Source organism: Azospirillum sp. TSH64, assembly GCF_003116035.1.
Classification (GTDB): Bacteria; Pseudomonadota; Alphaproteobacteria; order Azospirillales; family Azospirillaceae; genus Azospirillum.
Map to the genome: position 1 here is coordinate 4,590,380 of NZ_LGQW01000015.1, position 4,187 is coordinate 4,594,566.

General features: G+C 69.1%; 6 protein-coding genes and 1 pseudogene. All 7 read left to right on the forward strand.

The features are described 5' to 3' along the window. Positions 1-66: 66 nt before the first annotated feature. Positions 67-471: a DUF559 domain-containing protein gene (locus TSH64_RS22155; RefSeq protein ID WP_109452935.1), complete on the forward strand. Its 405-nt coding sequence runs from the start codon at positions 67-69 to the stop codon at positions 469-471. Beyond that, complete coding sequence (gene ruvA / locus TSH64_RS22160; RefSeq protein WP_098740239.1) at positions 468-1,094, forward strand: Holliday junction branch migration protein RuvA; 627 nt, start codon at positions 468-470, stop codon at positions 1,092-1,094. Before TSH64_RS22155 ends, ruvA begins: the two co-directional genes overlap by 4 nt. Beyond that, positions 1,091-2,164 carry a Holliday junction branch migration DNA helicase RuvB gene (gene ruvB, locus TSH64_RS22165; protein WP_109448296.1) on the forward strand — a complete coding sequence of 358 codons (1,074 nt, stop codon included), beginning with the start codon at positions 1,091-1,093 and terminating at the stop codon, positions 2,162-2,164. Before ruvA ends, ruvB begins: the two co-directional genes overlap by 4 nt. Then, entirely contained in the window at positions 2,157-2,636 is a 480-nt protein-coding gene (gene ybgC, locus TSH64_RS22170; protein ID WP_247873088.1) for a tol-pal system-associated acyl-CoA thioesterase, read from the forward strand. Before ruvB ends, ybgC begins: the two co-directional genes overlap by 8 nt. 57 nt (positions 2,637-2,693) lie before the next feature. Then, on the forward strand, positions 2,694-3,428 hold the full coding sequence (gene tolQ, locus TSH64_RS22175) for a protein TolQ (protein WP_109448300.1): 735 nt from the start codon (positions 2,694-2,696) through the stop codon (positions 3,426-3,428). Between the two features lie 3 nt (positions 3,429-3,431). After that, positions 3,432-3,914 carry a biopolymer transporter ExbD gene (locus TSH64_RS22180; RefSeq protein WP_109051801.1) on the forward strand — a complete coding sequence of 161 codons (483 nt, stop codon included), beginning with the start codon at positions 3,432-3,434 and terminating at the stop codon, positions 3,912-3,914. A gap of 16 nt (positions 3,915-3,930) precedes the next feature. Continuing rightward, a pseudogene (locus TSH64_RS22185) lies at positions 3,931-4,187 on the forward strand (hypothetical protein); the annotation flags it as partial.

Below are 4,187 nucleotides of genomic sequence, written 5' to 3' on the forward strand. Positions count from 1 at the left end.
TCCCCCTCACCCCGACCCTCTCCCCGGGGGGGAGAGGGGGATGGTCCCCTGGGGCGAGTGGAGGATATGGCGAGCATCGCAAAGGCGAAGCCCACCGACTACATAACCGGGCGCGCGCGAGACCTGCGGATGAACGCCACGGATGTGGAAAAGATCGTCTGGCAGAGGCTACGCAATGCCCAGCTCGGCGCGAAATTCCGGCGGCAGGAGCCGATCCTGGGCTTCGTTGCCGATTTCGTCGCCCACGACCATCGCCTGATCGTCGAACTGGGCGGCGGCCAGCATGCCGAGCAGCGCGCCGCCCATGACGAGCGGCGTGCGCGCATGCTGGAGCAGGCCGGCTTCCGCATCCTGCGCTTCTGGAACACCGACGTGATCGACAACCTTGACGGCGTGCTGGAGACCATCCGCGCGCATCTCGAAGAGACCCCCATTCTTCGCAGCCAGCCTTCGGGCCGGGAGTTCCCATGATCGCCAAGCTGACCGGCATCGTCGATTCCACCGGCACCGACTGGGTCGTGCTCGACGTGAACGGCGTCGGTTACCTGCTGTCCTGCTCCAACCGCACGCTGTCGCGCCTGGCGGTGGGGGAGCGGGCGTCGCTGGTGGTCGAGACCTTCATCCGCGAGGAACGCATCGTCCTGCACGGCTTCGGCGACCAGGCGGACCGCGAGTGGTTCAAGCTGCTCACCACCATCCAGGGCGTCGGCGCCCGGCTGGCGCTGTCGATCCTCGGCGTGCTCGACCCCGACCAGCTGACCCGCGCCATCGCGTCCCAGGACAAGACCGCGCTGGTGCGCGCCGACGGCGTCGGGCCGAAGGTGGCGGCGCGCATTCTCAACGAACTCAAGGACAAGGTCGGCAATCTGGCGCTCGGTCCGGCGGCGACCGCGGGCGCGCCGGCCGGCAAGGGCGCCCCCGCCGCCGTGCCGGGCGCCACCCCGGCGCTGGCCGATGCGGTGTCGGCGCTGGTCAATCTCGGCTATGGCCGGTCGGAAGCCTTCGGCGCGGTCGTCGCCGCCGGGCGGGTGCTGGGCGATGATGCCGGCGTGTCCGATCTGATCCGCCAGGGCCTCAAGGAACTGAGCCAATGAGCGACCCCAACCACGACCGTCTCGTCCAGCCGGGCCAGGGCCACGGCGATTCGGCCGAGGCGTCGATCCGCCCGCTGTCGCTCGCCGAGTTCATCGGCCAGCGGCAGGCGCGCGAGAACCTGTCGATCTTCATCCAGGCCGCCCGCTCCCGCAACGAGGCGCTGGACCATGTGCTGCTGTTCGGGCCCCCCGGCCTCGGCAAGACCACGCTGGCGCAGATCGTGGCGCGTGAGCTGGGCGTCGGCTTCCGCGCCACCTCCGGCCCGGTCATCGCGCGGGCCGGCGATCTGGCGGCGCTGCTGACCAACCTCCAGCCGCACGACGTCCTCTTCATCGACGAGATTCATCGCCTTAATCCCGCCGTGGAAGAGGTGCTCTATCCCGCCATGGAGGATTTCCAGCTCGACCTTATCATCGGCGAAGGCCCGTCGGCGCGGTCCATCCGGATCGACCTGCCGCCCTTCACCCTTGTCGGCGCCACGACGCGCAGCGGCCTGATCACGCGCCCCTTGCGCGAACGCTTCGGCATTCCCGTGCGCCTGCAATTCTACGAGCCGGACGAACTGGAGCTGATCGTGCGCCGTGCCGCCGGCGTGCTCGGCATGGGCATCACGCCCGAGGGCGCGCGCGAGATCGCCAACCGGGCGCGCGGCACCCCGCGCGTGTCGGGCCGGCTGCTGCGCCGGGTGCGTGATTTCGCCGCGGTCGCCGGCGTCGAGGAGGTCGACAAGCGCGTCGCCGATGCCGCCCTGACCCGGCTGGAGGTCGACCGGCTGGGACTCGACAGCATGGACCGCCGCTATCTCGGGCTGGTCGCCACCAATTATGGCGGCGGGCCGGTCGGCGTCGAGACGCTGGGGGCGGCGCTGGGCGAACAGCGCGACGTGCTGGAGGAGGTGGTGGAACCCTACCTGATCCAGCAGGGCTTTTTGCAGCGCACGCCGCGCGGGCGCATGCTGACCGACCAGGGCTTCCGCTATCTCGGGCTCAACCCGCCGAACGCGCCGCTCCGGCAGCTCGACCTGCTGGACCGAGTCCCCGACCCGACGGAGGGGGATGGCGATGAATGAGGCTCCCGCTCTCTCGGGATGGTTCGCGGAGGACGGCACGCACCGGTATCCGCTGCGGGTCTATTACGAGGACACCGACGCCGGCGGCATCGTCTACCACGCCAATTACCTGCGATTCGCGGAGCGGGCGCGCACGGAGATGCTCTCCCTGATGGGCTTCCGTCAGAGGGAGATGGCCGAGGGTTTTGGCGATGTCACAGGTGTGTCATTTGCGGTACGGCGCCTGACCATCGATTTTGACGCCCCTGCCAAGCTGGAGGACACGCTTGAAGTGGAAACCCGAATCGTCGATATCCGCGGTGCCTCCTTCGCAGTTGCACAAGTCATCCGCCGTGACGGTCGCGTGCTGGCGCGCGCCGACCTGCAGCTGGTGACGATCAACCGGTCAGGTCGGGCCGTGCGCCTTCCCGAACCGGTGAAAGCGGCGATGGAGACGCTGCATGCCAAGCAGACCACGCCTGCCCACTCTTAACCGACCGTTTTCCTTCCACATCCCCGTGCCAACAGCGCAACCGCGAGACTGACTGCGATGGACGCCCTGCAAACCGCCCAGCTGGCCGGCAATGCCGCCGCCACGACGGCACATGAGATCACGATCCTCGGCCTGTTCTGGCAGGCCGACGCGGTCGTCAAGATCGTGATGATGATGCTCGTCGTCGCCTCGATCTGGTGCTGGGCGATCATCATCGAGAAGCTGATGCGCATCCGCCGGCTGAACGCCCAGGCCGACTCCTTCGAGGAGGCCTTCTGGTCCGGCGGGTCGCTCGACGCGCTGTACGACCGCATCGGCCAGACCCCGGCCGACCCGATGGCGGCGACCTTCGCCGCCGGCATGCGCGAATGGCGCCACGCCGCCGACCGCGGCATCGGCGGCACGATGAAAAGCTCGCTGCAACAGCGGGTGGAACGGGTGATGGCGGTGACCATCGGCCGCGAGATGGCGCGGGCCGAACGCTACATGACCTTCCTGGCCTCGGTCGGCTCGACCGCCCCCTTCATCGGCCTGTTCGGCACGGTGTGGGGCATCATGAACTCCTTCACCTCGATCGCCGGCTCGGGCAACACCAGCCTCGCCGTGGTGGCGCCGGGCATCGCCGAGGCGCTGTTCGCCACCGCCATGGGCCTGCTGGCCGCCATCCCGGCGGTGCTCTCCTACAACAAGTTCTCCACCGACCTCGGCCGCTACGCCGACCGGCTGGACACCTTCTCGGGCGAGTTCTCGGCGATCCTGTCCCGCCACCTCGAGGAGCGGGGAGCCGCCTGAACCATGGCCGGACAACTCGCAGGCAAATCCCACGGCCGCGGCAAGCGCCGGGGCTATCGCGCGATGGCCGAGATCAACATGACGCCGTTCATCGACGTCATGCTGGTCCTGCTGATCGTCTTCATGGTCGCCGCGCCGATGCTGACCGTCGGCGTGCCGGTCGACCTGCCCAAGACCAACGCCGCTCCGCTGGAGCAGCAGAAGGATCCGCTGTTCGTCACCGTGCAGACCGACGGCCGCGTCTTCGTCCAGGAGACGCCGGTCGAGCTGGCCAACATGGTGCCGCTGCTGATCGCGGTCACCAACAACAACCCCGAGGCCCGCATCCTGGTCCGCGGCGACGCCAAGATCGCCTATGGCAAGATGCTGGAGGTGATGGGCACCATGAGCGCCGCCGGCTTCAAGAAGGTCGGGCTGGTCGCCGAGATGCCCAACGGCCCGACCGCGTCCAGCGCGCGGGTCGGCGCGCCCAAGCCGGCGCGTTGAGGCGGGCGGAACTCCCATGCGCAAGCCCCTGATCGCCTCGGCGGTGCTGCACGTCGCGCTGGTCGCGCTGATGGTGCTCGGCATGCCGCCCAGCGATCGCAAGCTCGAGATCGCTTCCTCGATCCCGATCGAGATCGTCGACGTCGGCGAGATCACCCAGGCTGCCCGCGTCGAGAAGGGCGAGCCGAAGCCGGCCACCGCCGCCCGTCCGCCGATGCCCGAGGCCAAGCCCGCCCCGCCGGCGCCGGAACCGCCCGACGAGGAGGACGAGCC

Bases quoted from the DNA above. Each gene is read 5' to 3' on its own strand.
- TSH64_RS22155 (WP_109452935.1), top strand. From the start codon at position 67: ATGGCGAGCATCGCAAAGGCGAAGCCCACCGACTACATAACCGGGCGC.
- ruvA (WP_098740239.1), top strand. From the start codon at position 468: ATGATCGCCAAGCTGACCGGCATCGTCGATTCCACCGGCACCGACTGG.
- ruvB (WP_109448296.1), top strand. From the start codon at position 1,091: ATGAGCGACCCCAACCACGACCGTCTCGTCCAGCCGGGCCAGGGCCAC.
- ybgC (WP_247873088.1), top strand. From the start codon at position 2,157: ATGAATGAGGCTCCCGCTCTCTCGGGATGGTTCGCGGAGGACGGCACG.
- tolQ (WP_109448300.1), top strand. From the start codon at position 2,694: ATGGACGCCCTGCAAACCGCCCAGCTGGCCGGCAATGCCGCCGCCACG.
- TSH64_RS22180 (WP_109051801.1), top strand. From the start codon at position 3,432: ATGGCCGGACAACTCGCAGGCAAATCCCACGGCCGCGGCAAGCGCCGG.